Consider the following 24,327-nt stretch of genomic DNA (forward strand, 5'->3'; position numbering starts at 1 on the left):
TTTGAATAAAAGGAAAATGTGATGGCAGAAGAAACTATTTTCAGCAAAATTATTCGTCGTGAAATACCTTCTGATATTGTTTATCAGGACGATCTGGTCACTGCGTTTCGCGATATTTCTCCACAGGCACCGATTCATATTCTGATTGTTCCCAATGTCTTGATCCCGACAGTGAACGATGTCAAGGCAGAGCATGAAGCCGCGTTGGGACGAATGATGACGGTTGCAGCGAAAATTGCTGAACAGGAAGGCATTGCCGAAGATGGATATCGCTTGATTATGAACTGTAACCGTCATGCGGGACAGGAAGTTTACCATATTCACATGCATCTGATTGGCGGCCGCCATTTGGGGCCATTACTGTTGAAGTAAATGTGAAGTCCCAAAATTCGTCTATATAGTATATAGCCAGATATTCGGGGGTATTGTTCTTAAAATGGTCCCGGATATCTTGATTTTTAATAAATGCTACTGATTTTATTACTGAGATTGAACCGATAATAGATTGCTGGTGTCACAGCAGAAATTTATCTGTTTCTTTAAACTCTGTAATTGGAATATAGGTTGATGAAAAGAATTGTTTTTGTAGCACTATCTGTCATGTTTCTGGCTGGTTGTCCATCTTTGCCTCCGCAGCAGCCTGAGCCTCCCACTCCGGTTATACCGGTGACCCCAACGGAACCGACGCCACCACCTGAAAAAGTTCCAGAGCCACCTAAAACGCGCGAAATTGACTGGGAAGGGACTGTACAACCATTAGTCGAGCAAATGGTTAAGGCGAATGGGCTGGGAAGCGGCAAGTTACTGTTAGTTGATACAGTAAAGAATAACACCAACGGTGTGTTGCAAACCATGCAAGTCACTGATGCCTTGCATCAAGCCATCAATAGCAAGAATGTTTTTGTATTAGTACCGCAAAATCAGGTACAGAACGCCCGCCAATCTTTGGGTCTGTCTGAAGAAGATAGTCTGGGGTTACGCAGCAAAGCGATTGGTTTGGCTCGTTATTTAAATGCGGATTATGTTCTCTATTCTATCGTTTCAGGGAACAGTGATAAGCGTGATATTGTCATGCAACTGATGATTGTACAGACAGGTGAGATTCTTTGGTCAGGGCACGGTGACGTTAAGTAATCAAGATGGTTTATTGCGGGCGTTATGCAGGCAATGGCCTTATACAACAGCAAACAGCTGGAAGATAAGGCCGTTAAGCGGTCTGACAAATGAAAGCTATTATGCCACCGATGGCGAATATCATATTGTCGGCCGCAGACAGTGGCAGCAAGGGAAGCAGCTTGGCGTTGACCGTCAGCGTGAAAATGCCATCTTGCGTCATCTCAGCCAGACAAAAATTGCTCCGCAAGTCATTGCAATGGATCCCCATTGGTTGTTATTGGAATGGTTGCCTGGTCATATTATTGAGCAAAATGAGTTTTCTCAGCCCGATTTTCTGCAAAAACTGGCGGCATTACTGACCACTTTGCATCATCAGTCACTGTTCGGTTATCCGCTTCAACTACGGCATCAGTTAGCAAGCTACTGGTTGCAAATTGATAAAGCGCGTCTTACTCCTCGTTGGTTGCGGTTGCATAAACAATTTATATCGTCTTCGATGCCTTCAATACTAAAACTATCACCTGCTCATATGGATGTTCATTGCGGTAATTTGCTTAATACCCCTCAGGGGCTGAAACTCATTGACTGGGAATATGCAACTGATACCGATATCGGATTTGCGTTAGCGACACTGTTTTGCACCAATCATTGGGATGAACCGCAGCAACAGGCTTTTTTGCACTGCTATTGCAGTCAGCCATCAGGATACCGGGATCGAATGTTATTGACGCGTCAGATTAAACGTTGGCAACCTTGGGTTGACTATATGTTTTTGATGTGGTTTGAAGTGCGTTGGAAACAGAGTGGTGATCCGCAATTTTTAGCGTTAGCGCAACCGTTGCGCCTCTCTTTTGGTCTAACGTTTTAAATCTATTACGCTGCATTGATTGCAGCATATGAATGCAAGTGAGGAATATAATGGGTCCGGTAATGTTAGATGTTGTCAGTTATGAACTGGATAATGAAGAGAAGGAAATTTTGCAACATCCATTAGTGGGCGGTTTAATTCTGTTTACCCGCAATTTTCATGATGTTGAGCAATTACGTGAATTGGTACGTCAAATTCGTCAGGCATCCCGTCATCGCCTTGTGATTGCCGTTGATCAGGAAGGTGGCCGAGTTCAGCGTTTCCGTGAAGGTTTCACTTGCTTACCGGCGGCCCAATCTTTTGCTGGATTGAGTGATAATTTCAATGGCATTAAATTGGCGGAAGAAGCAGGTTGGCTGATGGCATCTGAAATGATTGCAATGGATATTGACATCAGTTTTGCGCCTGTTCTGGATTTAGGTCATCAATGTGTGGCTATTGGTGAGCGTTCATTCCATGAAAATCCTGAGCAGGCCAAGATGATGGCGGAGCAATTTATTAAAGGAATGCATTCTGCCGGTATGAAATCAACGGGTAAACATTTTCCGGGGCATGGTGCTGTCTGTGCCGATTCTCATAAAGAAACACCTCATGATGATCGTCCGCTGGACGTTATTTGCCGTCATGATATGTCTATTTTCCGTGATTTTATCCAGCGTAATTTGTTGGATGCGATTATGCCGGCTCATGTGATCTATTCTCAGGTGGATAAGCATCCTGCCAGCGGATCGTCATATTGGTTGAAATCAGTGCTGCGTCAGCAATTGGGCTTTAATGGCGTGATATTTTCGGATGACCTCTCGATGGAGGGGGCGGCGATTATGGGCAGTTATGCTGAACGCGGGCAGGCTGCGCTGAATGCAGGTTGTGACATGATCCTGGTGTGTAATCACCGTGATGGGGCGGTCAGTGTGCTTGATAACTTGCCTCAGACCAAAGCAGAGAAAATATCAGAATTGTATCATCAGGGCGGTCAATTCAGTTTGAATGAGCTAAAGGGTTCAAAACGCTGGCAGCTGGCTAATGAAGCATTAACGGTTTTACATGAGAAATGGCAGTGTTGTGGAAAAGTTCCCAACTTGTCTGAGAAGAAATAGGGGAATACGGGTGAGTTACATACTCCCCGTTTATCGAATCTGGTGTGCGCTATTACCTATCCGGTTTTCTGATGTTTATTTATTCAAAAGAATTTGATGTTGTTCAATTTTGGTATGACCAACTAACCAGCCGTGATATTCTGGTACTATCACATCAGTTATTTATTTCAAACTAAATGTTATCTAAGGATATTGTTTTAATATCCTTAGATAACATTTGATTTACATTTTTAGTGGAGTAGTCATGTCAACACCAAAGAAGAGAATTGTGATCATTGGTGGAGGTGCTGGTGGTTTGGAACTGGCAACCAGTCTGGGGCATAAGCTGGGGCGTAAAAAGAAAGCAGAAATTGTGCTGGTGGATCGTAACCAAAGTCATTTATGGAAGCCGTTATTACATGAAGTCGCGACAGGATCACTCGACGATGGGGTTGATGCGTTGAGTTATCTGGCTCACGCCCGTAATCACTATTTCAGTTTTCAATTAGGCACGTTGACCGATATTCATCGTGACACCAAAAAGATTTCTTTGGCTGAGATCCGGGATGAATATAACGAGGTGTTGGTTCCTGAACGTGAACTGAGTTATGACATTCTGGTTATGGCCTTGGGCAGTAAATCTAATGATTTTAATACGCAGGGTGTGAAAGAGCACTGCATCTTCCTGGATAACCCACAACAGGCACACCGTTTCCATAATGAGATGTTGAATCTGTTTCTTAAATATTCTGCAAACAGTGGTCAGCAAGATAAGGTTAATATCGCTATTGTTGGTGGTGGAGCGACAGGTGTTGAGTTATCAGCTGAATTACATAATGCGGTAAAACAGCTTAACAGCTATGGCTTTGAGGGACTGAGTTCAGAAGCGCTGAATGTGACGTTGGTAGAAGCGGGTGAGCGTATTTTACCTGCATTGCCAGCACGCATTTCCGCTGCGGCGCATCAGGAGCTGACAAAGCTTGGCGTTCATGTATTGACCAAAACTATGGTAACCAGTGCTGATGAACATGGGTTGAATACCAAAGAGGGTGAGTTGATTAAAGCGGATCTCATGGTATGGGCGGCGGGTATCAAAGCACCTGATTTTATGAAATATATTGCAGGCCTTGAAACTAACCGGGTTAATCAACTGGTGGTGAAGCCAACGCTGCAAACGACATTTGATGACCATGTTTTCGCCATTGGTGATTGTGCATCATGTCCGAAGAAAGAAGGGGGTTTTGTTCCTCCAAGGGCACAGGCGGCTCACCAAATGGCTAGCCGTTGCCATAGCAATATTATGGCGTTGTTGAATGACAAACCGTTAAAAGAATATATCTACAAAGATCATGGATCTCTGGTTTCATTATCTAAATTCAGTACGGTTGGTAGTCTGATGGGTAATTTAATGCGCGGTTCAATGATGATAGAAGGGCGTGTGGCTCGTGCTGTCTATATTTCATTATATCGAATGCATCAGGTAGCTTTGCATGGTTATATTAAAACTGGCCTGATGATGTTGGTCGGTGGAATTAACCGTGTGATCCGTCCACGGTTAAAATTGCATTAATGACTTAACCGATATAAGGCCACCCGTGAAATAATGGGGTGGCCTTGATAAGGCATCACTTCTTTAGTTTGAAATAATTTATCTTAATTAAGAAAGTAGACGATCAATTAATTTGAAAGCACTCGCAACATTTGGACGTGATCCAACCCCCTGTAGTTCTCCTGTTGAAAAACCACTATTTCTAACCAGTGTCGCTATTTGAGAGCAATTAAAATATTTATGATATTTTAATTTGGCATAGGATTGAATGAGTGCTAACGCCCCGGAGACTAAAGGTGTTGCACTGGATGTCCCATTATAACTACGGGTATAGTTCCTATTATTTCCTGGCAGGTGCTGCAAGTTTGAATATCCAGTGGTTGCGACATTCTCACCCCAGGAATTTAAACTGGTATAGAGATTATGATTGGAAAAACCTAACCTGTATCCATTAATTGATGTACAGGCGCCAATCATAATACCGCCATGATCGCCATAATTAGGGAAGGTGAAATCATAGGCTAAATTAATACCGCCATTACCGGCAGAAAAGATAATAATTGCACCTGCGTCAGCACAGCTTTTTATTTTCTGCCAATTAGATGCGATATAGGTAAAAGGGTAATATCTATTATTGGCGACAATTTGAATATTTAAACTAATAATATCTCCTGGCGAAAAACTATATATTATTCTGTCAAAATCATCAATGTCGTAAAAACGGAAATGACATTCGTGAGCTATACCTGTCACACCCAATTCATTATTCTTTGCTGCAATACATCCGGTGGATGCTGTACCATGGTTACAGTCTTGTGTTTCAGGGCGACTGTTGACCACAGTAATATTACCAACCAAATCTTCATGGTTTCGGTAAACACCAAAATCAAGATGGTGCACAGTGATGCCCCGACCTTTATAACCAGTAGCCCAGGCATTTCTGATATTCATCCCATTGTGTTCATCTAAATACCCTTGCAGATATGAAAAATCAGGCGTAACGATATGAGAATCAAATTCGGCAATCACCTCTTCTGTTTTGGATGAAATCAAAGGAGGCGGAGGCTGATATTTTAAAACAGGAGTGAGAGAGCAAAATTCGATATAATCCAGTTTTTCCAATTCATCGGCTAACTTGACTAAATCAGAATGATTAATATTCGCTTCTATTTTGTAAAGATAAATTAATTTATTGAATTCTTGGGTTTTCCAGGTTTTTTTATCGAAATCGTCTTTATTAAAAACAGGTTTTATCTCCATTTTATGTTTAGATGCATTAAAAACAGGTAATGAGTCATTTTTTTCAGATTCTAATCTTTTTAATCCATCTGGGGAAAACATGATTTCAAGATTATACTTCAAATTATCATTTGGGATATGATTATTTCCTTTTAAAGAAATAACATTATCTTCAGACGGTATTTGTTTAAGTAATGGATAGCTAATATTGTTGCTTTCATTTTTAATGATTTTATCTATTTCTCTATCTATATCAAACAGAAAATCTGATTCTTTTATTTCTATATTTTCTGGTGGAAGTTTTTTAGTTACCTTTCCATTCTCAATGATAGTGGTTTCTATTGTGTAATTTGCAGGTTTAAGTGAGGTAAAACAGGCTAATTGATTGTCGTCACTATAGTATTCATATATATCTTGTGTATCTGGATCTATTAGCTTGTATTTTACTTCTATGTTGTCACTCATTTCACCATAACATTTAAGATATAGATTACCGTCAAATTTTGCAGATTTAAAGTACTCAAGGGATATAGACATTGTCATTCTCCTCTTTGGTTAATTGCCTCCTTAGTATAACTATAAGTGGGTATTTCATATTATTATTATTTCTTAGTCCACTATTCTGTTAGAGAGTGGCTGTATTATCTGTATTGATTGTTACTGAATGTGATTTTAAGTTGAATATATAGTTCTGTTTGTTTGGAATTTATCTCTCATTGGAATGAACGGAGGGTTTTTATTAATAAAATCAGGTATGAATATATTCCATGAATAGTGCAGGGTTATTCGTGTTTTTATCTATTGCTTCTCCTTTTTTTACGAAACCACAGCTAAGATAGAAACCGATAGCGTTCTTATTTTGACAATAAACCTCTAATTCCAGTTTATTTCGTAGATTTTTGGCATAGTTGATCAGCTGCTTACCGATACCTCTTCCTTGCGCTGGTGGTGAAACAATGAATTTATGGGCAATCAATGATGCTGATAGCCAGATATCCAGAATAGTATCCATATCCTGCGCGTTAAAAGGGCGGATTATGATTGACTCCCAACATTTATATCTGTTTTAGTTGTTAGCTACATTGTAGTGGCAGAGTGACCAGCATACTACAACGGGAGTCAAGATAATGGATTCTTTTAGCCCTTTTTATGCGATTAATGCTTGATTGTTAAAGACCGGATCAGACTGAATATGGATCCTCTGCAAATGTCGTTCTGATTTAGACGTGAATCCTTCACGCCCATGTAGCAGAGAGAAATTATCCACAATCACTAAATCACTTTTTTGCCATGCATGAGCATATAAATGGCGCTTATCGTATAGCGTATTGATAAAATCTTGTTGAAATTCTGCTACCTGATCAGGATTGATATTATGATACTCAATAGCATGTTTATTCAGAAATTTCTCACCATCTACTGCGGGTTCATTATATCTGATAACAAATCCATTTCCATCGGGATGTTTTTCCAATAAAGGCGAATGGACTTCGCCACCATAATGAGTGACTTTATTAATACGATAAGTAACAGATATATTTTTCCATTGTTCTAATTGCTGCTGAGTTGCATTAGCAACCACAAGGTGGGTATTGACGAAGGTTGTTCTACCTCCTTGGTCACCATCTGGCGCGTGTGCGCAATGGAACATAATAAATTCGGGAATGGTCGGTTTATACATGCCATCCCAATGAAGCGGCATATAACTGTTATCAAATACATGATCGGTCGCATCCTGATGTTCACGGACATCTAAAACAGCACCGAACGGCCACATCATTATTTCTCCCCAATCACGGGCATAATCTTCATATTTTTCGTGATCAGATAAGTCAGATTTGAAGCCACGTAATATCAGTAAGTGATGTTTTTTGGTCAGTTTTTTTAATTCTTCCACTGATAACGTATTAATATGCTGGCCGGAATATTGCGGTGTAATCTTCAGGCCAAAAGGTGTCATCTCTTCTGTCTGAAATTTATTTAAATTTGTCATAGTCATTTTCCTTTAAATTACATAATGGCTGGGTTTTCCATGAATATTTACTAATTTTCCGCCCATCATTTGAACTTCTTTATGTTTCATTAATATGAACTGCCCATTTACATTGGCTGCGACACCATGCCAAGGGGTTAACCAATCATCCCTGGTTGGCATCATATGAATACCGAGTTTAATACTGTCTGCTGGTTGAGGATGAATAGACAGACGTATGGCTTCTGGGAAATGCGTATCTAATAAACTTCCCCATGCCCAACTCCGCTGAATAACACCAATAGCTCTTTGTTTGGCATCTTTTTGCAGGGCATTGTTTGAGCCGGTATAGCCGGGTAATAAGCTGTCTTCATATAAAAAGCGGGTAACCGCGCGATACAATTGCAATCCATCACTGTTTTGTAACAGTTGGTTTTTAATGGATTCCTCAGTTCGGGCGTAATGTTTTACTAACATATGCCTCTGTAAATCGAAATCATCACTGTGCTCGCAGAGGTTCTTATCGTCATTGAGATTAAATGTACTTAAGTTTATAGCCCCCATCTCATTGATTAATTGTTTAATATCTTCATGATATTGACTGATAACCTCATCACTGACACGAATGAGATCGCCGAAAACATGCCCATCGGAACAGATAATAATACGGGCGCCAAGAGGATAATAAAGCTGTATTCGCTGGCACAGAGAATTAAGAAAACTCAAAGATAAGCGTTCTGCCATGTCGGGAGCAGTGCCAAGCACTTTATTTTTATTTGGTGATTTTGTTGGGAATGCCGGCAAAATAAATTCGATAGGTTTTTTATTCCTGATGAAATATGCAATTCTGGGTAATTGTACGCTTTTAACAAGCGCTTCTTCTTGCGCTAAATCTCTTTCTGAGTCGGTAAGACGTCTGCGGTATTGTAACAACTCATGTAGAATCTGCATGGAAATATTGCTAGAAGAAACATTATCAGAAGTAACGTTATTGTAAGTAATGCTTTGCATAATGACTATTTCTCTTTCTTGTCATAAATATCTATTCTCTTAAAAACAGATAAATACGAGTTTAACTAATTGGTATAGACGAAGTGTAAAATAGTGCAATTAAAATATAATATAATATTTAGGAATAAATAATAATTTATTTTCTAACAAACAATATGTTTGAATGTAATTTTTATAATCACTCAATATATTTGATTGATTGTTTCAATAAAGCACAGTTTTCCTGGGTTATTAGAATCTCATATTACTGGTACGATCACTTTAATTAGATACCACTTAAGGTTAGGTGAGGTTAGCTAAATGAGGTTGTTGCACCATTTTATATCAGCAATTTTTCTGAAACTTATCGCAAATAAGACGAGTAAGGCATATCTTTATTTTATCTAATATATTGTTTCTGGTTATGAAATGTGTAAATTACATAAGTAATGGTTATGATTATAACAAGAGAAATAGGATTTAAGTTAAAAAAGTAAACTATATATAAGGTTGATAATATAAGCTGCTATTATGAATATAACTCTATTTGGCTATTATTTTCTGAAAACTGAATTTTCCTCTAATTCAATCAGGCAATAGTCCGGATTCCATATGAATATGGCGGTATTATGATTATTTCAGAATAAATATTAATGAGTAAATCACAGTACTTCCCCACGGACTGATAATTAATCACAGGGGAAGTGTAAAAAAACAGCTTAGAAGCTCACTTGATGGTGTTCAAAAGTACTCAGTAATTGCTGAATAAACTCCAGACGCGCCATCCTCTCGTTCAGGTCAGTAATGAATTTCAATTTAGCGGGGCCATCCAACCGGTAAATCTCAGGCTGTCTCTGTAACAGGCTGATCAGATAAGTGGGATCAACTTTATTTTTTTCACTAAATTCGATGAAACCGCCTTTTTCATGGGCTTCTATGCGCTTAATCCCTAATTTCTGAGCGGATAAGCGAATGGCCGCTGATTGTAATAAATGGCGCCCAGGATCAGGTAATGTGCCGAACCGGTCTACTAATTCAACCTTTAATTCTGCCAATTCTGATTCGTCTCTGGCGCTGGCAATGCGTTTATAGAAAGATAAACGCATATTGACATCAGGAATATAATTATCAGGCAGTAAAACAGGCAGACGCAATTCAACGTCTGTCTGGTTATTCACTAAGTCTTCAAGTGAAGGTTCACGACCTGCTTTTAATGCATTGACTGCACTTTCCAGTAGCTCCATATAGAGTGTGAAGCCAATAGTTGTCATCTGACCACTTTGTTCTTCACCGAGAAGTTCACCGGCTCCGCGGATCTCAAGGTCATGAGTCGCCAGTGCAAAACCAGCGCCTAAATCTTCAAGGGAGGCGATTGCTTCCAGACGTTTGTGCGCATCGGTGGTCATTGCCTTCGGATGTGGCGTCAGAAGATAAGCATAAGCCTGATGATGAGAGCGTCCGACACGTCCTCGTAGCTGATGCAATTGAGCCAGGCCGAAATGGTCAGCACGTTCAATAATGATAGTATTGGCACTGGGAATATCAATGCCTGTTTCAATAATGGTGGTGCAAATCAGGACATTAAACCGCTGATGATGGAAATCGGTCATCACCCGTTCCAAATCCCGTTCACGCATTTGCCCATGACCAACGGCAATCCGTGCTTCTGGCACTAACTCTTCGAGGCGCAGTTTCGCTTTCTCAATATTTTCAACATCATTATAGAGGTAGTAGACTTGACCACCGCGTAAAATTTCACGCAGCATTGCCTCCCGAACAACCAGGCTGTCATATTCGCGCACGAATGTTTTGACCGCCAGGCGACGGGCGGGCGGTGTCGAAATGATCGAGAGATCCCGCATACTACTCATTGCCATATTGAGCGTTCGTGGGATTGGGGTTGCGGTGAGCGTCAGAATATCCACATCGGCGCGCATAGCTTTGATCTGCTCTTTGTGGCGAACACCAAACCGGTGTTCCTCATCGACAATTAATAAACCAAGGTCTTTCCAGCGCAGGCCACTTTGCAGCAATTTATGAGTACCAATAATAATATCGACTTTACCTTCAGCCGCCATTTCAACGACCTGCTGCTGTTCTTTCACGCTGCGGAAACGGGAGATCATTTCAATTCGTACCGGCCAATTAGCAAAGCGGTCACGGAAATTATCAAAATGTTGTTGAGCCAGAAGGGTTGTCGGAACCAATACCGCCACTTGCTTGTCATTATGGACTGCCAGAAATGCAGAGCGCATTGCCACTTCGGTTTTACCGAATCCCACATCGCCGCAAACCAGGCGATCCATCGCTACGGGTTGACACATATCATTGAGGACAGCGTTAATCGCTTGCTCTTGGTCTGGCGTAGTTTCAAATGGAAAGCTTTGACAGAACAGTTGGTATTGTTCCCAATCATGTTTGAAAGCAAATCCTTGTTTCACGGTGCGGTGAGCATAAATATCAAGCAGCTCCGCAGCCACATCGCGTATTTTTTCAGCTGCTTTCTGGCGGGCTTTGCTCCATGCCTCTCCGCCCAATTTATGTAATGGCGCATTTTCATCTGCGCCACCTGCGTAGCGGCTAATCAGATGCAGGGAAGACACCGGAACATAGAGTTTGTCGTTACCGGCATAACTCAGGATCAGATATTCAGCCTTGATCCCCCCTGCTTCCAGAGTGGTTAACCCCTGGTAACGGCCAACGCCATGTTCCAGATGGACCACTGGCTGACTGGGGTGTAATTCTGCAAGGTTACGGATCAGGGTATCTGTATTGATTGTGCGGCGGGTATCCTGACGGCGGCGAACAACACGCTCACCGAGCATGTCACTTTCACAGATCAGAGCAAGCGCATTCTTTGCATCAATAAAACCATGTTCAGCCGCACCAATCATTAAAAAGTGGCCTGATTGTTGTGCTTCATGTAATTTGCTGATTTTAATTGGTTTAATCTTTATTCGTGACAACAATTCTTGCAACGTTTCTTTTCGGCCTTCACTCTCAACGGAGAAAATAACGCGGCCAGTGAACTGTTCAAGGAAACGGCGAAGCTTATCCAGCAGTGCCTTATGTTGTGCAACCACGGCGAGATCCGGCAGTCGCTGATAATCAAGATTGATGTGGCTGGCTTTTTTACTGAGCTCTTCTGTTTTGAGTTGAATGCGGGGCCAGTTTTTGAGTTCTGAGAATAGCTTATCAGCCGGAAGCCAAAGTTCTTCCGGTGGTAAGAGAGGACGCATGGGGTCAACTTTACGGCTCTCAAAACGTTGTTGAGCATCTTGCCAGAAACGTTCTGCGGAGGGGTTTATCTCTTGATTGATAATCAAGGTGTTGTCTGGCAGATAATCAAATAGCGAAGGTAAGGGCTGGTTGAAAAACAGGGGTTGCCAGTATTCTATCCCTGCCGGTAATGTCCCTTTACTGACCTGCTGATAAATATGCTCACCATCACGACGGACTTCAAAACGTTCCCGCCACTGGCTACGAAACAGTTCAATCGTCTCTTTATCCGTTGGGAATTCATGAGCAGGCAGTAAGTTGATTTGCTTGACTTCGGTCAGCGTGCGTTGGCTGTCAACATCGAAAATTCGCAGACTATCAATTTCATCATCGAAAAAATCAATACGATAAGGGTGCTCGCTCCCCATTGGAAAAAGATCAAGCAGTGCGCCACGGGTAGCAAATTCGCCATGTTCAAGAACTTGTTCAACACTGCGATAGCCCGCTTGTTCCAATTCAGTACGCAGTTTATCCCGCGAAAGCCTCTGACCTTTGCACATAACCAGCGCATGCCCGTGCAGAAACTCATGCGGGCAAACCCGTTGCATTAAGGTATTTATCGGCAGGATTAAAACACCTTTGGTCATTGTTGGCAGACGGTAGAGTGTGGACAGGCGATTGGAAATAATTTCCTGATGAGGAGAAAAACTGTCATACGGCAATGTTTCCCAGTCAGAAAGGAGATCAATAGGACAATCGGTAAACTGATGGATTTCATCATGCAGACGTAGAGCGTTTTGCATATCCTTGGTTATCAGTACCACAGGGCCTTGATGGCGTTCGACAATTTCAGCACACTCTACAGCATAAGCGGCGCCAGTAAGTTGGCCTAACTGGCGGCTATCACCGCGGCGTTCAGGAAGTTCATAACGGTATTTTGAGGACATAAGCGTTAATGTGTTCTCTATGATTCAGTCCATTCCCAACAGATTTTCGACGCATAATGGTCTTAAAGTAAATACGCTGGCAGGTTGAGAGAAAATAAAAAAAACCACAGATCCGGGCGTTGGTGGTTCCATAAAGTATAGCTACCCTTTATTATCCCCGAACACTTTGCTTTGGCAACAGGGGAGTAACAGATTTCATGTTTCAATCTGTCTCATTATTTATAGGTTTGCGGTATATGCGTGGCCGTGCGGCTGACAGATTTGGCCGGTTTGTTTCATGGCTGTCGGCAATTGGTATTACTCTCGGTGTTGCTGCATTAATTACAGTACTGTCCGTGATGAATGGTTTTGAGCGTTCACTGGAAACCAGTATTCTTGGTTTTATGCCACAGGCTGTTGTGACGTCGGTGAAGGGTTCTCTGGATCCGGAAAAACATCCGGCCAGCGAGCTTGCGGATTTGAAACAAGTTAGCAGGATTACACCTTTGGTGATGGGAGATGTCGTATTACAAAGCCCCCGCAATGTCGGTGTAGGCGTGATGTTGGGTATCACTTCTGATGAATATGAGCCGCTGACGGAATATCTGATCAGCACTTATCGTCAGCAACTTGAACCCGGCAGCTATAATGCGATTTTGGGCGAAAAACTGGCCAGGGAGCTTGGGATAAAGCGTGGTGATCGGGTCCGCTTCATGGTGCCGGGGGCCAGCCAATTGACACCGATGGGGCGTATTCCCAGTCAGCGCCTGTTTACCATTGTGGGTACTTTTGCTTCTAACAGTGAAGTAGACGGCACACAGGTTCTGGTTAATCAGCAAGATGCGGCTCGTCTGATGCGTTATCCGCAGGGTAACATCACCGGCTGGCGTCTCTATCTCACAGAACCCTTGGCTGTAGATAGTTTGAGTTTACAAACCTTGCCCGAAGGGTTGTTGTGGAAAGATTGGCGTGAACGTAAAGGTGAATTTTTCCAGGCTGTCAGGATGGAAAAAAACATGATGGGTTTATTGCTGAGTTTGATTATTGCTGTAGCTGCATTCAATATCATTACTTCGCTTGGCTTGCTGGTGATGGAAAAGCAGGGTGAAGTGGCGATTTTGCAAACACAGGGATTGGTACGTCGTCAGATTATGACCGTTTTTATGATCCAGGGAGCAGGTGCCGGGATCATCGGTACATTACTGGGAACCGGGCTTGGTGTTCTGCTTTCCAGCCAGCTTAATAACTTAATGCCATTGGTTGGCCTGTTAACCGCAGGTGTTGAATTGCCTGTTGCGATTGAGCCATTACAGGTAGCCACAATTGCAATTTCAGCGATGGTAATCGCCTTGTTATCTACGTTATATCCTTCCTGGCGTGCTGCTGCCATTCAACCTGCTGAGGCTTTGCGTTATGAATAATCAACCATTACTGCTGTGTAATGACTTATGTAAAAAATATCAGGAAGGGCAAGTACTGACCGAAGTGCTGAAAAATGTCGCTTTTGCTATCAAACCGGGTGAAATGATGGCGATTGTGGGGAGTTCCGGCTCAGGTAAGAGTACGCTGCTGCATTTGCTTGGTGGATTGGATACACCGACCTCCGGTGAAGTCCTTTTTAAAGGGCACTCTTTGAATAAAATGTCTGCCAAAGCCAGAGCAGCACTGCGCAACCATGAATTGGGTTTTATTTATCAGTTTCACCATTTGTTGCCTGATTTTAACGCAATAGAGAATGTGGCGATGCCACTGTTAATTGGCGGAAAGAACCGCAGTCAGGCACAAAAGAAAGCATTGGAAATGTTGGCGGCTGTTGGTCTGGAGAAACGGGCCCATCACCGCCCGTCAGAATTATCAGGGGGTGAGCGCCAGCGAGTGGCGATTGCCAGGGCCTTGGTTAATGAGCCGTCTTTAGTTTTGGCTGATGAACCTACCGGTAACCTTGATTTACGTAATGCAGATAGCGTTTTTGAATTATTGGGCGAACTTAACAGACAGCAAGGCACAGCATTTCTGGTTGTCACCCATGATTTGACACTGGCTGGCAGATTGAATCGTCAGGTGGAGATGCGGGATGGTTATTTACAGGATAAATTGACCCTGGCGGGGGCATTGTAATGGCGAATTTGCCTCTCTCTTTAGTCACGGCTCTGCGATTTAGCCGGGGGCGTCGTCGGGGTGGAATGGTATCCCTGATTTCAGTGATTTCTACGCTGGGGATTATGCTTGGTGTCGCTGTTCTGATTATTGGTCTGAGTGCCATGAATGGTTTTGAACGGGAATTGAGAAACCGGATCCTTTCTGTCGTTCCTCATGGTGAAATCTATGCGGTCAATCAGCCTTTTGAGCAGTGGCGGCCAGCATTGGAACGGGTAAAAAACACAACCGGCGTAGTGGCTGCTTCACCTTATATTACTTTTACCGGATTAATGGAAAAAGGTGCCAGCTTACATGCTGTTCAGGTGAAAGGTGTTGATTTAGTCACTGAGGCTCAGGTCAGTTCATTACCACAGTTTGTACAAGGTAATGCATGGCAAAACTTTCAGGCAGGTCATCAACAGGTCATTCTTGGGCAGGGGGTTGCTAATGCTTTGAAGGTTAAGCAGGGCGATTGGCTGACTGTCATGATCCCGAACAGTGATCCAGAAATGAAACTATTGCAACCAAAGCGGATCCGTTTACAGGTTAGTGGAATTTTTCAGCTAAGTGGCTTACTTGATCATAGCTTGGCTTTGATTCCTTTGGCTGATGCACAGCAATATTTGGATTATGACCAGGGGATCACCGGCATTGCGATCAAGGTTGATGATGTGTTTGCCGCTGATCAACGGGTAAGAGCTGCCGGTGAAGCATCACAAGAATATGTCTATATCAGTAGTTGGATAAGAAATTACGGTTATATGTATCAGGATATTCAGATGGTACGCGGCATTATGTATCTGGCGATGATTTTGGTGATTGGCGTGGCATGTTTTAATATCGTTTCTACGCTGGTTATGGCGGTAAAAGATAAAAGCAGGGATATCGCTATCTTGCGAACCCTCGGCGCGAAAGATGGGCAAATCAGAGCGGTTTTTCTCTGGTATGGATTACTGGCGGGTATGGCAGGCAGTATTGCCGGCGCGGTAGTCGGCGTGTTGGCATCACTGAATCTGACGGCCTTGATTCATGGTCTGGAAAAACTGATCGGCCATCAATTTCTTTCTGGCGATGTTTATTTCATTGATTTCCTGCCATCTGAGTTACATAGCATGGATGTGCTGTATGTTCTGGCGACGGCTTTGATTCTGAGTTTACTGGCAAGTTGGTATCCGGCCAGACGGGCAAGCAAACTTGATCCGGCGCGGATTTTAAGTGGGAAATAATAAACCTGCTATTGGCATGAGCTAAACAAAGGCGCTATGGTATAAAAAACAGAAACCTAAGCAATATTGAGAAATCTTATAAGGAAATCATATGCGTGTTCGTCGTCGGCTTGGTCGGTTTCGTAAGGTTAAGCGTTTGCGGCATCAGAGGTTTCGTAGCCGAATTTTTTATAGGGATAATCGATTGGCTCTGAATATGAAAAAACCCTATGTAGTAGTATTGACCGGTGCGGGTATTTCAGCTGAATCGGGTATTCGGACTTTTCGTTCCTCTGATGGATTGTGGGAAGAGCACCGGGTGGAAGATGTTGCTACACCTGAAGGTTTTCAGAAAGATCCAGAATTAGTACAGGCATTTTATAACGCCCGGCGTCATCAACTTCAGCAGCCAGAAATAAATCCGAATGCGGCGCATTATGCTTTGGCGGCACTGGAAAATGAGCTTGGCGATCATTTTCTGCTGATTACCCAGAATATCGATAATCTTCATGAAAGGGCGGGCAGCTATCGTACTGTGCATATGCATGGTGAGTTACTCAAAGTCCGTTGCTGTCAGTCTGGGCAAGTGTTTGAGTGGACAGGTCCTCTGACAACTGATGAACGTTGCCATTGTTGTCAGTTTCCATCACCGTTGCGTCCGCATATTGTTTGGTTTGGTGAAATGCCTTTTGCTATGGAGCAAATCTACTCTGCACTGGCTCAGGCGGATATTTTTATTGCTATCGGTACCTCCGGGCATGTTTATCCTGCGGCTGGATTTGTGCATGAAGCTAAACTGGCAGGGGCACACACAGTAGAGCTGAATCTGGAGCCGAGTCAGGTAGAGAGTCTGTTTGATGAAAAGCATTATGGACCAGCCAGTAAGATAGTGGATGAGTATGTCCGAAGATTAATTAATAAGATAAAAGAATTTAAAGCTGACTTGACGCAATAATTATTCTGTTTCTCTTCCTCATAATGGGCTGTCAGGTTCCTGGGGGAAGAGAATAATGGACAGACTACTAGAGCGTTTTTTAAAATATATATCTTTTGATACTCAATCAAAGCCGTCAGTGAAAACCATTCCCAGCAGTGATGGTCAGCTTGAACTGGCCAAAGCGCTGAAACAAGAGCTGACCGAGCTGGGTTTCTCCAATGTGATACAGAATGATTATGGCTGTGTTATGGCAACATTACCTGCCAATACACCGTGGCCTGTACCGGCTATCGGTTTTATTGCTCATCTTGATACTTCGCCAGATTTTCCTGGAAAAAATGTCAGCCCACAAATGCTGGAAGATTACCGGGGTGGTGAGATTGCCCTGGGGGCGGGTGATGAAGTGCTATCGCCAGTCATGTTTCCTGTATTGCATAGCATGTTGGGGAAAACATTGATTACCACAGATGGCAGAACGCTGCTTGGTGCTGATGATAAAGCGGGTATTGCAGAAATCATTACTGCAATGGTTCGCCTGAAAAACAGCAATATTTTACATGGTGATATTCGGATAGCGTTTACGCCTGATGAGGAGACCGGCAAGGGCGCTCGCTATTTTGACATTAATTCATTTGATGCTGAATGGGCGTATACCGTAGATGGTGGTGGTGTGGGTGAACTGGCGTTTGAAAACTTCAATGCGGCGGTGGTAACAGTCAAGATTGTTGGCAACAACGTTCATCCTGGTAATGCTAAAGATGTCATGATTAATGCTTTATCGCTGGCAATCCGTATTCATCAGGAATTGCCATCGAAAGAAACACCGGAACATACCGACGGATACGAAGGTTTCTACCATCTGAAACGTATTAAAGGTACGGTGGAGCGCGCCGAAATGCACTATATTATTCGTGATTTTGATCGGAATAACTTCGAAGAACGTAAAAAGAAGATGATCAAAATTGCGGAAAAAGCCGGTGAGGGATTGCACCCTGATTGTTATATCGAGCTGACTATCGATGACAACTATTACAATATGCATGATGAAGTTATCAAATACCCACATGTTATTGAGATTGCCAAACAGGCGATGTTGGATTGTGACATTGACCCCATTATTAAACCCATTCGTGGTGGTACTGATGGGGCACAATTGTCATTCCGTGGTTTGCCTTGCCCGAATATATTCATGGGAGGGTATAATCATCATGGCAAGCATGAATTTGTTTCATTGGAGGGAATGGAACAGGCTGTGAGTGTGGTCATGCGTATTGCTGAGTTGACTGCACTGTTGTCTGAAAAAGTTGAGAAAAATCCAAGAGCTTTACACTAATCCTGGCGCCACAGGCTTTTGCATTTACTTCATCCATTATTTAAAATTTTCTCAGGCGGGTATAACGATAATTAAAGCAATCACGATTAATACAACTTTTCGATAACTGCCTTTTAATCGGAAGATCTGATTAAAAGGCAGTGAGTTAATAACCGGGTGAGAAGTGACACAAAATTATTTAAAGGCACACCTTTTATGATGATGTATTAATCATTAAAGTACCAGTAGCCACTGTTTACCAATGCAGTGAGCAGGCTGATAAAACGCACATCATCTATCGCTTCACCCAGCATTTCTGCATTAATCTCATAATAGTGGCAAAGAACATCAGCGGCTTTAATATGAGGTGTCTCTATTAATTCACCGTTAACAAAGCACTGATCACCAATTCTTATAACGCGCAGTCCGTTAAGGCGGTGGAGATTTTCACCTTGTTTCATTAATTCATAAATTTCATCACTTTCATAGGGCGGCTCTGGTGGGGCAATATCAAGCTCATGTCGGGACTGAGAGATGAATTCACCAAACCATTGTTGGAAAGTTTCAGGTTGTGCCAATAACTCGTTCATCATTGCGTGCAGCGCAGATAATTCATGTTGCTGGACCAGTGCCGGGTTTTCGCGGGAAGTCAGATCAGGATCGCTATAGCGATAACTGCCTAAATCATTAGCCAGCACATAATCGGCAAAACTACTGAACAATTCGCGGGAATTGGGGGCGCGGAAACCAACTGAATAATTCAGTGAGTCTTCAGTCGCATAACCTTCATGCGGAAACCCAGGTGGAATATAGAGAATATCACCGGGTTCCATCTCTTCATCAATAATGGCGTTAAATGGATCGACCTGTAATAGATCGGGATGAGGGCAGCGCTGTTTCATGGGGATCTTTTCCCCAACGCACCAACGGCGGCGACCCATTCCTTGAATGATAAACACATCATATTGGTCGAGATGCGGGCCAACACCCCCACCGGGAACAGAGAAGGAAACCATGAGATCATCCATTCGCCAGTCAGATAACACGCGGAATGGTTGCATTAATGCAGCGGAAGGATGATGCCAGTGATTAACCGCTTGTACCAACAGTGACCAATCCTGTTCACCTAAATGATCGTAACTTTCGAATGGACCATGAGAGACATCCCAACGGCCATTTTTCTGGCTGACCAGACGGCAGTCAACTTCATTCTCCATAGCCAGACCTGCCAGCTCATCGGGAGTAAGTGGATCAATGAATTGACGGAAGCCTTGTTTAATCAGTAAAGGGCGTTTTTGCCAGTGATTTTGCAAAAACGCCTGCCAGTCCAGATTCAACTGATAGTCCATAGTGACATCCTGAGTGTGAAGTGAGTTTCAGGATATTATAACGAATTAGTTGAATCGAGTATCAGACTGCACAGGCATATTTAGCAAAAATAGCCGTAAACCTTCGTCCAACGCGGGCGGAGATATAAGAGTGGAGAGCAGTCGCTTAATCGTCATCATCAATTTGCTGACACCGGAATATGACGCAAATTCTGGCACCGCCAAGCGGGCTGTCACTGATACTGATATCGCCGGTATATTGTTCAATAATTTCAGAAGCAATTGACAACCCAAGCCCCTGACCAGGCCGTAAAGTATCGACACGCTGGCCCCGTTGGAAAATCATTTCCCGTTTGTCAATTGGAACGCCTGGGCCGTCGTCATCGACAATAATCATCACCGAATCGTGATCAACATTGACTGAGATTTCGACAAATTTAAGGCAATATTTACAGGCATTTTCCAGCACATTGCCCATGACTTCCATAAAATCATTTTTTTCACCAAGCCAGGTGATCTCCGGCGAGACATCTAACGTAAGGCTGACCCCTTTACGTTGATAGACTTTTGTTAAAGCGCTGCACAGGCTATCCAATAAAGCAGGAACAGAAGAAACTTTCCGCATAATAGTACTGTGTTCGCTGCGCATACTGGCCCGATGCAGGTAATAGCCTATTTGCTGAGAAATACGGCTGATTTGCTCAAGCATGATGGGTTCGGCCTGTTGAATAGTCATTTGCTTACTGTTACGTAAAGAACGGAGGGTTGATTGTAAAACAGCCAGTGGGGTTTTCAGGCTGTGTGTCAGATCAGCCAGCGTTGTCCGGTATTTTGTATAGCGGTTGCGTTCATTATTGAGCAACACATTAAGGTTACGCACTAATCCCCGCAGCTCGGTCGGTGGGTTTTCATCCAGTTTTTCCCGTTCACCTTTTTCCAGCGAGCTGACTTGATGAATCAGCGACTTAATTGGCCGCAAACTCCAGTGTGCCGCCAGCCAGATTAAGGGGATGACCAGAATCAGATTGGCAATCAATACATAGCCGAACCATTCCCACACCATAACCGTTTTTTGTAAATCCTGGGGAATAGTATCGATGACGACAATGGTTAATGCCGGCAGATGATCTGTCGCACTGTATTTGTTAACAGAAACGGAGTGGGTCAGCTCATTGTCTTCATTTTCGTCGAGCTCGTTAAGTTTACCTAATTGTCCTTGCATATTGGCCGAGTCTTTTAACAAATCCCGGCTGTTTTTCAGGTCAGTATCCAGATCATACAAACCATCTTCCTTCAACCATTCACTTGGAATCGAGTTCTCTATTTTCGGGAGATGACGTTGACGCCAGAGGATAGTCCCTTTGTTGTTATAAATCAGCACCAGTGATGGGTTATTCAGGGTGAAATTGGGAGGGGCTGAAATATCCAGTTTATTGTTATTCCACTGGGCAAGACTGAAAAACAGGTTACTCTGACTGCGTAGCAATGTATAAGCGGTTTTATCAAAACTGACCAGATAACCGACAATGGCAACAATACCGTAAGACATTGTCAGCGCCAGAATAACGGCAGCAGTCGCCATTAAAAACCGGGTACGGAGTGAGAAAGGTTTCTTTTTGTGTTTCAGCACTGTTTTACCCATCAAAGTTTTATACATCAAAGCGATAGCCTTGACCACGGACAGTCACGATAGCTTCATAAGGCCATATATCTTGTATTTTCTTTCTTAACCGACCGATTAAGACATCAATGGAATGGCCTTCGCGTAGTTCAGCATCGGGATATAACTGGCGCATTAATGCATCTTTAGTAACCACTTTGTCACTATTACACATCAGTATTTCAATAATCCGGTATTCAAACGCGGTTAGTTTGACATTTTCACCATGTACCGTTAATTCTTTGCGTGACAGATCAATTCGGAAGGGGGGAAATTCAATAACCTGAGAAACTAACCCATTATTACGGCGCAGGAGTGCCTGCATCCGGGCAATAATTTCTTCAAGATGAAATGGCTTGGTGACATAATCATCCGCCCCTGCATCAAGAACGGTGACTTTTTCCTGCCAGCTTTCACGGGCTGTCAGAACAAGAATGGGGAGTTTTTCATCTTTTTGGCGCCAGCGACGGATCAGACTCAAACCATCTTCTCCGGGCAAACCAAGATCAACAATAGCAATATCGGGTTCGCTTTCTGCCAGATAGTAATCGGCTTCTTTGGCATTTGCCGCAGCATCAACCAGATGGCCTGTGTCACGAAGCTGTACTGTCAAATGATGACGCAGCAGCATGTTGTCTTCAACGATCAATATCCGCATGGAATATTCCTTCTAAAACGCCAACTGGCAGTATTGTAATAATCAATTTACTCAAACTGTTATATGGACAAAATTGCCGGTAAAAAATGCAATGCAATGGGCCTGGCTGAATATGTTAGATATATGGATCTGTAACAGCAAGTCATCAAGTAGAAATATAGAATATAACTTCAATGTGTGTTTGGAATTGGTTTATAAAAGGATAGAAAAAAATGGATATTTTATTCGTCTCAGGTTGTTGACCAATCCATTTAAAAACATCCTAAAATACATAAGCAGAATGCCACACATCTGCTGAGTTGGGGGATGTAATACCATTAAGAAACTGAAAGTACTTTTATTGATATAAAAAAGAGTATTTCCATCCTTATCGCCACTTCCTAGCATTTAATACGTTGCATTCCCCATTATCAGGATTAAACAACCCGATCTTGATCACATTTCGTGCTATTCATTCAGGCGGATAATTAATCACAAATTAGAATAGTTTGATTATGTCACTATCAAATTATCAATATTTTCTATGGAAAGATTACCGTTTTATCACCAAAGCCAGATTAACTTAAGAAAAGAGACAGTACGATGGATAAGCGCAACACCCCGGTGGTCAGGGCCACGAGTTATCTTTTTAATTTATCTTACCGCCGTTTATCCCCTTCATCCGGCTATCGCCGCCGGCATAACGCCGGATAATCACCACACACAGGTACAAAATCAGGGTAATGTCCCGGTTAGGTGTTGCTTTAATTACCACAGCAGTTATTGCATCCCGGGGGATAGCGGCAGCATTTACGGCGGGTGGGTTGTGGGGAATGACTGAAATGGTAGGTGCATCAATGGCCCTCGGCGGTGTTGTCCAAATGCTCTCACCACAACAGCCTGGCTTGCGAATGCGTGAGTCACTGGACAATAAACCTTCTTACGCGTTTGGCGGCCCGGTTAACACGACAGCGCAAGGTAACCCCGTTCCTGTGTTATATGGAACCCATGAGATAGGCGGAACAATCATTTCAGCCGGGATATATACCGAATCAACAGTAGTCAGCTCGGCTAGGGATGGCTTAAATCTGAAATATTTTAATCATTATCTGTATATACAAATTTCATATTAAAGTAATACATATCACCTATTTAATTGTGCAAAACACATTGATATTTTGTGAGTTGTTTAGATCTGTTTCGTGGTATATTCTGTATATACAGATTAACCATGAGTTAAAGCACATGAAGCTCTTGATATCATCGAACATCAGATTGAAATTAGCAGGCAAAAACCCGCCTGTTAATGAAGAAGATATACTCCAATGTTTTTCTAATCGGGTTGGGCGTTTTCTTGAAGATACAAGGGAAGATAACAGAACCGATCCACCCACTAAATGGTTTATATCCGAAACTGATTACGGTGTTAAGTTAAAAATAGTCTTTATCTATTACCCTGAAAAAGGGATTGCAATAAGGACAGCTTATGCACCCAACGAAGATGAATTGAGAATTTACAGAAAATACGGCCTAGGAACAGAGAAATGAGCAATCAAACTGAGAAGCGAGCAAATGACCTGATAGCTTCCACTGACGAAGCGTGGGAAAACGGTGAGCTTGGTTGTAGTGAGGCTCACATTAAAGTATCTGATGATATAACAGAAGATCTGATTAACGATGCGCTGGAGTTACAGCCTATTTCAATCAGATTAAATAGATCTCTGATAGAAGACTTAAAAATGATAGCCGATCTTAATGGCTTAGGCTATCAGCCATTAATCAGACAAGTTTTAAATCGGTTTGCCAATAGTGAGAAAAAACGGATACTTGTCGAAGCTCACAGTAAAGTAATGAAAAGTGAAAAAAGAAAATCCAATAAGCATCATAAGGCTGCTTAACTACATAGTATACAAATGCTTAGCTTAAGCCTCTTCGGAGGCTTTTCTTTTACTTAAAATCCACTAGCCGCTTAATTGCGGTTTTTTATGGGTAAAATGATGTTTTCTCTCCCAATGTCAGTTGAGCATTGAATTTTTTACCCGTCTTTACAGACAGTTAAAACAGGTTAATAAGGAACAATAGTCAGTATTATTATTCATGATAAAAGCAAAAACCTCGTTATTTTCAACGAGGTTTGTCAGCGGTCTGAGACGG

20 protein-coding genes and 1 pseudogene are annotated in these 24,327 nt (G+C 42.6%); 13 read left to right on the top strand and 8 right to left on the bottom strand.

Features of this window, described 5'->3' with window-relative positions; translation table 11 throughout:
- Window positions 1-21 precede the first annotated feature (21 nt).
- The 5 genes from hinT (at window position 22) to PTE_RS17505 (ending at window position 4,630) form a co-directional block, all read left to right on the top strand.
- Complete coding sequence (hinT, locus tag PTE_RS17485) at window positions 22-372, top strand: purine nucleoside phosphoramidase (RefSeq protein WP_036849238.1); 351 nt, start codon at window positions 22-24, stop codon at window positions 370-372.
- 195 nt (window positions 373-567) lie between these two features.
- Window positions 568-1,134, top strand: a complete 567-nt coding sequence (lpoB, locus tag PTE_RS17490) for a penicillin-binding protein activator LpoB (RefSeq protein ID WP_036849239.1) — start codon at window positions 568-570, stop codon at window positions 1,132-1,134.
- Window positions 1,121-1,984, top strand: coding sequence for a thiamine kinase (gene thiK / locus PTE_RS17495; protein ID WP_036849240.1), 864 nt, complete (start codon window positions 1,121-1,123; stop codon window positions 1,982-1,984). Before lpoB ends, thiK begins: the two co-directional genes overlap by 14 nt.
- 50 nt (window positions 1,985-2,034) lie before the next feature.
- Window positions 2,035-3,081 carry a beta-N-acetylhexosaminidase gene (gene nagZ / locus PTE_RS17500; RefSeq protein WP_036849241.1) on the top strand — a complete coding sequence of 349 codons (1,047 nt, stop codon included), beginning with the start codon at window positions 2,035-2,037 and terminating at the stop codon, window positions 3,079-3,081.
- 244 nt (window positions 3,082-3,325) lie between these two features.
- Window positions 3,326-4,630, top strand: a complete 1,305-nt coding sequence (locus PTE_RS17505; RefSeq protein WP_036849243.1) for an NAD(P)/FAD-dependent oxidoreductase — start codon at window positions 3,326-3,328, stop codon at window positions 4,628-4,630.
- An 87-nt stretch (window positions 4,631-4,717) separates the two neighbouring features.
- Here PTE_RS17505 and PTE_RS17510 read toward each other — a convergent pair whose 3' ends face one another.
- The 5 genes from PTE_RS17510 to mfd form a co-directional block, all read right to left on the bottom strand.
- Window positions 4,718-6,385: a S8 family peptidase gene (locus tag PTE_RS17510; protein WP_036849244.1), complete on the bottom strand. Its 1,668-nt coding sequence runs from the start codon at window positions 6,383-6,385 to the stop codon at window positions 4,718-4,720.
- Between the two features lie 211 nt (window positions 6,386-6,596).
- A complete protein-coding gene (locus tag PTE_RS17515; protein ID WP_241826042.1) occupies window positions 6,597-6,860 on the bottom strand; it encodes a GNAT family N-acetyltransferase in 264 nt (87 codons plus the stop codon).
- Between the two features lie 135 nt (window positions 6,861-6,995).
- Complete coding sequence (locus PTE_RS17520; RefSeq protein ID WP_081738259.1) at window positions 6,996-7,841, bottom strand: TauD/TfdA dioxygenase family protein; 846 nt, start codon at window positions 7,839-7,841, stop codon at window positions 6,996-6,998.
- 12 nt (window positions 7,842-7,853) lie between these two features.
- Complete coding sequence (gene pvcA, locus PTE_RS17525; RefSeq protein ID WP_036849246.1) at window positions 7,854-8,831, bottom strand: L-tyrosine isonitrile synthase; 978 nt, start codon at window positions 8,829-8,831, stop codon at window positions 7,854-7,856.
- 698 nt (window positions 8,832-9,529) lie between these two features.
- On the bottom strand, window positions 9,530-12,976 hold the full coding sequence (gene mfd / locus PTE_RS17530; RefSeq protein ID WP_036849248.1) for a transcription-repair coupling factor: 3,447 nt from the start codon (window positions 12,974-12,976) through the stop codon (window positions 9,530-9,532).
- A gap of 197 nt (window positions 12,977-13,173) precedes the next feature.
- Between mfd and lolC the strand changes: the two genes are divergently transcribed.
- The 5 genes from lolC to pepT all read left to right on the top strand — a co-directional run bounded on the left by lolC (window position 13,174) and on the right by pepT (window position 18,569).
- A complete protein-coding gene (lolC, locus tag PTE_RS17535) occupies window positions 13,174-14,376 on the top strand; it encodes a lipoprotein-releasing ABC transporter permease subunit LolC (protein WP_036849250.1) in 1,203 nt (400 codons plus the stop codon).
- Window positions 14,369-15,073: a lipoprotein-releasing ABC transporter ATP-binding protein LolD gene (gene lolD / locus PTE_RS17540; RefSeq protein ID WP_036849253.1), complete on the top strand. Its 705-nt coding sequence runs from the start codon at window positions 14,369-14,371 to the stop codon at window positions 15,071-15,073. Before lolC ends, lolD begins: the two co-directional genes overlap by 8 nt.
- Window positions 15,073-16,320 (top strand): lipoprotein-releasing ABC transporter permease subunit LolE, encoded by a 1,248-nt coding sequence (gene lolE / locus PTE_RS17545; protein ID WP_036849255.1) that lies wholly within the window; start codon window positions 15,073-15,075, stop codon window positions 16,318-16,320. The genes lolD and lolE overlap by 1 nt, the downstream gene beginning before the upstream one ends.
- A 91-nt stretch (window positions 16,321-16,411) precedes the next feature.
- Window positions 16,412-17,254, top strand: a complete 843-nt coding sequence (gene cobB / locus PTE_RS17550) for a Sir2 family NAD+-dependent deacetylase (protein WP_036849257.1) — start codon at window positions 16,412-16,414, stop codon at window positions 17,252-17,254.
- A 55-nt stretch (window positions 17,255-17,309) separates the two neighbouring features.
- Entirely contained in the window at window positions 17,310-18,569 is a 1,260-nt protein-coding gene (pepT, locus tag PTE_RS17555; RefSeq protein WP_036849259.1) for a peptidase T, read from the top strand.
- Window positions 18,570-18,775: 206 nt separating this feature from the next.
- Here the strand turns inward: pepT and PTE_RS17560 are convergent, their stop codons facing one another.
- The 3 genes from PTE_RS17560 to phoP form a co-directional block, all read right to left on the bottom strand.
- A complete protein-coding gene (locus tag PTE_RS17560) occupies window positions 18,776-19,897 on the bottom strand; it encodes a ribosomal protein uL16 3-hydroxylase (protein WP_036849261.1) in 1,122 nt (373 codons plus the stop codon).
- A gap of 145 nt (window positions 19,898-20,042) precedes the next feature.
- Entirely contained in the window at window positions 20,043-21,506 is a 1,464-nt protein-coding gene (gene phoQ, locus PTE_RS17565) for a two-component system sensor histidine kinase PhoQ (RefSeq protein ID WP_036849596.1), read from the bottom strand.
- A gap of 19 nt (window positions 21,507-21,525) precedes the next feature.
- Complete coding sequence (gene phoP / locus PTE_RS17570; RefSeq protein ID WP_036849263.1) at window positions 21,526-22,194, bottom strand: two-component system response regulator PhoP; 669 nt, start codon at window positions 22,192-22,194, stop codon at window positions 21,526-21,528.
- A gap of 731 nt (window positions 22,195-22,925) precedes the next feature.
- Here phoP and PTE_RS17575 point away from each other — a divergent pair.
- The 3 genes and pseudogenes from PTE_RS17575 to PTE_RS17585 all read left to right on the top strand — a co-directional run.
- Window positions 22,926-23,225, top strand: a pseudogene (locus PTE_RS17575) (tail assembly protein); the annotation flags it as partial.
- Window positions 23,226-23,418: 193 nt separating this feature from the next.
- Window positions 23,419-23,721, top strand: coding sequence for a hypothetical protein (locus PTE_RS17580; protein WP_036849265.1), 303 nt, complete (start codon window positions 23,419-23,421; stop codon window positions 23,719-23,721).
- Window positions 23,718-24,071: a hypothetical protein gene (locus PTE_RS17585; protein WP_036849267.1), complete on the top strand. Its 354-nt coding sequence runs from the start codon at window positions 23,718-23,720 to the stop codon at window positions 24,069-24,071. Before PTE_RS17580 ends, PTE_RS17585 begins: the two co-directional genes overlap by 4 nt.
- The last annotated feature ends 256 nt before the right edge of the window (window positions 24,072-24,327 follow it).

Origin of the sequence: Photorhabdus khanii NC19 (genome assembly GCF_000517265.1) — a bacterium.
In the GTDB taxonomy this organism is placed as follows: Bacteria; Pseudomonadota; Gammaproteobacteria; order Enterobacterales; family Enterobacteriaceae; genus Photorhabdus; species Photorhabdus khanii.

Bases quoted from the DNA above. Each gene is read 5' to 3' on its own strand.
- lolD (WP_036849253.1), top strand. From the start codon at position 14,369: ATGAATAATCAACCATTACTGCTGTGTAATGACTTATGTAAAAAATAT.
- pepT (WP_036849259.1), top strand. From the start codon at position 17,310: ATGGACAGACTACTAGAGCGTTTTTTAAAATATATATCTTTTGATACT.
- PTE_RS17520 (WP_081738259.1), bottom strand. From the start codon at position 7,841: ATGACAAATTTAAATAAATTTCAGACAGAAGAGATGACACCTTTTGGC.
- PTE_RS17560 (WP_036849261.1), bottom strand. From the start codon at position 19,897: ATGGACTATCAGTTGAATCTGGACTGGCAGGCGTTTTTGCAAAATCAC.
- PTE_RS17580 (WP_036849265.1), top strand. From the start codon at position 23,419: ATGAAGCTCTTGATATCATCGAACATCAGATTGAAATTAGCAGGCAAA.
- PTE_RS17505 (WP_036849243.1), top strand. From the start codon at position 3,326: ATGTCAACACCAAAGAAGAGAATTGTGATCATTGGTGGAGGTGCTGGT.
- PTE_RS17585 (WP_036849267.1), top strand. From the start codon at position 23,718: ATGAGCAATCAAACTGAGAAGCGAGCAAATGACCTGATAGCTTCCACT.
- lpoB (WP_036849239.1), top strand. From the start codon at position 568: ATGAAAAGAATTGTTTTTGTAGCACTATCTGTCATGTTTCTGGCTGGT.
- pvcA (WP_036849246.1), bottom strand. From the start codon at position 8,831: ATGCAAAGCATTACTTACAATAACGTTACTTCTGATAATGTTTCTTCT.
- lolC (WP_036849250.1), top strand. From the start codon at position 13,174: ATGTTTCAATCTGTCTCATTATTTATAGGTTTGCGGTATATGCGTGGC.
- PTE_RS17515 (WP_241826042.1), bottom strand. From the start codon at position 6,860: ATGGATACTATTCTGGATATCTGGCTATCAGCATCATTGATTGCCCAT.
- hinT (WP_036849238.1), top strand. From the start codon at position 22: ATGGCAGAAGAAACTATTTTCAGCAAAATTATTCGTCGTGAAATACCT.
- nagZ (WP_036849241.1), top strand. From the start codon at position 2,035: ATGGGTCCGGTAATGTTAGATGTTGTCAGTTATGAACTGGATAATGAA.
- mfd (WP_036849248.1), bottom strand. From the start codon at position 12,976: ATGTCCTCAAAATACCGTTATGAACTTCCTGAACGCCGCGGTGATAGC.
- cobB (WP_036849257.1), top strand. From the start codon at position 16,412: ATGCGTGTTCGTCGTCGGCTTGGTCGGTTTCGTAAGGTTAAGCGTTTG.
- lolE (WP_036849255.1), top strand. From the start codon at position 15,073: ATGGCGAATTTGCCTCTCTCTTTAGTCACGGCTCTGCGATTTAGCCGG.
- PTE_RS17510 (WP_036849244.1), bottom strand. From the start codon at position 6,385: ATGTCTATATCCCTTGAGTACTTTAAATCTGCAAAATTTGACGGTAAT.
- phoP (WP_036849263.1), bottom strand. From the start codon at position 22,194: ATGCGGATATTGATCGTTGAAGACAACATGCTGCTGCGTCATCATTTG.